Genomic DNA, 2,887 nt, shown 5'->3' with positions numbered 1-2,887 from the left:
CAACCACGAGTCGCCCCTTAGACCCGAGCGCTTCGTGACCCAGAAGATCGTGCAGGGGGCCTGCCGCATCGCCGCCGGCAGCCCGGAAAAGCTGCACCTGGGGAACATCTCCATCGCCCGTGACTGGGGGTGGGCGCCCGAATACGTGGAAGCGATGTGGCTCATGCTGCAGCAGGAGCAGCCGGACGATTTCGTGATCGCCACCGGCGAGACCCGCACCCTCGAGGAGTTCGTGGCCGCTGCCTTCCGCACGGTCGGCCTCGACTGGCGCGAGCATGTCATCAGCGACCCGCTCTTCCTGCGCCCCTCGGAGATCATGGTGAGCCGCGGCAACCCTGCCAAGGCGGTGGCACAGCTGGGATGGCAGGCAAGCTGCCGGATGGACGACGTCGTGCGGCTGATGATCGAACAGGCGAACGCCCGCACCGCGGCAGGTAGCAGCTATGTCTCGTAGGGTGGCGGCTGGTGCGGCACTGCCGCCGGGAAGCTTGATGGAGGGGCTCTCGTGAAGATAGGGATCATGCTGGTCGACTTCAACCCGGGACGGATGGGGGGAGTGGAGACCTATCTGCGCAACCTGGTGCGCTGGCTGGCTTTAAACGACCACGACAACCGCTACACCCTGATCTGCACCGACCAGAACGTCGGCTACTTCGAGGAGCTCTTCGGGCACGTCGACACCATGGTGTTCAACAACCGCAAGAACTCCCCGCAGCGGCTGGGGAGGAGCCTGGTCAGAAAGCTGACCGGCATCGACCCCATCCGGGTCGCCTGCGACCGCGCCGGCTTCGACCTGTTGCACAACCCGTTCACCTCGGTGCGCTGCCTGGGGGCCAAGACGCCGCTGATCGTGACCTTCCACGACATCCAGCACCGCTTTTTCCCCCAGTTCTTCCGGGAGAAGGACGTCGCCCTGCGTGACCGCAACTCCCGCAAGGCGGCGCTGGGGGCGAGCTTCCTGATCGCCGACTCGGAGTACACCAAGGTCTCGCTTGCCGAGGCCTACGGGGTGCCGGAGAGCCGGATGCAGGTTGTCCTCCTGGGGGTGGGCGAGGAGTACCGGCCGCTCCCGGCGGAGCTCCTTGCCGAGGAGCGGCGCGCCCTCGGGCTGGAGCGCCCCTTCCTCTACTACCCGGCGGCCACTTGGCTGCACAAGAACCACGCCAACCTGCTGGCCGCCCTGAAGATCATGGAGAAGACCGGCTTCGACGGCGAACTGGTGCTGACCGGGGTCGCCACCAAGGCCAGGGACGGGCTCCTTGCCCAGATCGCTGAGCTGGGGCTTTCCGAGCGGGTGCGGGTCTTAGGCTACCTCCCCTACGAGAAGCTCCCCGTCATCTACAACCTGGCCAGGCTTACCGTGTTCCCGTCCCTGTTCGAGGGGTTCGGCATGCCGGTGCTGGAGGCCATGGGCTGCGGCTGCCCGGTCGCCTGTTCCAACGTTACCTCCATCCCCGAGGTAGGCGGCGACGCCGTCCGCTACTTCGATCCCACCTCCCCCGAACAAATCGCCCAGACCGTGCTCAACCTTTGGGGCGACGACTCCGCCTTGGCGGAGCTGCGCCGGATGGGGCTTGAGCGGGTGGCGGAATTCACTTGGGAAAACACCTCCCGCCGCACGCTGGAGGTCTATCGGGACGTCCTGAAGCGCTGCGGGCGAAAGGCATGAGGAGCAGCAAGAAACGTGGATAAAGCACCGCTGGTATCGATCATCACCGTCGTCAGAAACGACGCCGAGCGTCTGCTCACCACCATACAGAGCCTCACTCCCTACAAGGGGAGCCGGGTGGAGTTCGTGGTGGTGGACGGGGCGTCGACGGACGGGACCCTGGCCGTGATCGAGTCGCACCGCGACCTGGTGGACCGCTACGTGAGCGAGCCGGACCGCGGGCTCTACGACGCCATGAACAAGGGAATATCCCTTGCCACCGGCAAGTACCTGCTGTTTCTGAACGCCGGCGACGAGCTGCTCACCGACCTGGAGAGCATGGTGCAGGCCGCGCCGGAAACAGCCGTGCTGGTGCACGGGCGGGCCAACATGTTCGACCAGCAGGGGAGCCTGCGCTACGTGAAGGGGAAGCGGATCAAGAGCCTGCGGCGCTTTCTGAAGGGGATGCCGCTCTGTCACCAGACCGCCCTCTACCGCCGCGACGTCATCCCGCACTACGACCTGCGCTTCAAGGTGATGGGCGACCGCGTGATGACCTACACCCTGCTCAGGAAGCAGGGGCTCAAGAACGCCTGCTTCGTGGACCGGCTGATGGTCAATTACTACGAGGGTGGCTTAAGCTGGAGCTTCGGCGAGGACTTCCTGCGCGAGGAGGAGAAACTCTTCTATCGCAGCGTCGGCAAGCGCCATTACATCGCCATCAAGTACCTGAACGCGGTCTTCAAGCACCGCATCAAGCTCCCCCTGTTGCGCCTTTTGAAGAAGAAGTAAGCGCCGCCCGCTCTCCATGACAATCGTCGCTTCCCGCCCTGCCGGAAGCGCCACAGGAGTCCCATGTCACTGGTTGTAATCTGTTCCCTCGTCAGGGACGGCATGTCCTACCTGCCATCCTACCGGCGCCAGCTGGAGTCGCTCACCCTGGAAGGTGGGCTCGAATGGCACCTCTGCATCCTGGAGGGTGACAGCCGCGACGGCAGCGCCAAGTACCTGGAGCAGTGGGCCGCCGAGGACCCGCGCATCACGGTGGGTAAGGAGAACGTCGGCGACACCGCCGAGATCCAGGACCGCGCCGAGCGCTGGGCCAGGGTCTGCAACGCCTGCCTCGACCTGATACCCGCCTCGCTCGACTATTCGCACATGCTCTGGCTGGAGGCGGACCTGAGCTTTCCCCCGGAGCTTTTGCGCCGGCTGGTGCGGCACGAGGCGGACGTGGTTTCT

The 2,887-nt window shown here is 65.2% G+C and carries 4 protein-coding genes; all 4 read left to right on the top strand.

The window, feature by feature from the left end:
- Positions 1-454, top strand: a 454-nt coding sequence (locus VJ604_RS06275; RefSeq protein ID WP_324080758.1) for a GDP-mannose 4,6-dehydratase, incomplete at its 5' end; no start/stop codon positions are given.
- Positions 455-505: 51 nt separating this feature from the next.
- The gene (locus VJ604_RS06270) at positions 506-1,669 is read left to right on the top strand and encodes a glycosyltransferase family 4 protein (RefSeq protein WP_324080756.1); all 1,164 of its coding nucleotides are present in this window, start codon (positions 506-508) and stop codon (positions 1,667-1,669) included.
- A 15-nt stretch (positions 1,670-1,684) separates the two neighbouring features.
- Positions 1,685-2,440, top strand: a complete 756-nt coding sequence (locus tag VJ604_RS06265; protein ID WP_324080754.1) for a glycosyltransferase family 2 protein — start codon at positions 1,685-1,687, stop codon at positions 2,438-2,440.
- A gap of 63 nt (positions 2,441-2,503) precedes the next feature.
- Positions 2,504-2,887: glycosyltransferase family protein (locus VJ604_RS06260; RefSeq protein ID WP_324080752.1), on the top strand; the 384-nt coding region annotated here is incomplete at its 3' end.

It is taken from the genome of Geomonas sp., assembly GCF_035254065.1.
Classification (GTDB): domain Bacteria; phylum Desulfobacterota; class Desulfuromonadia; order Geobacterales; family Geobacteraceae; genus Geomonas.
The sequence above is the reverse complement of the archived record's forward strand: the minus strand, read 5'-3'. Positions and strand labels throughout refer to the sequence as shown.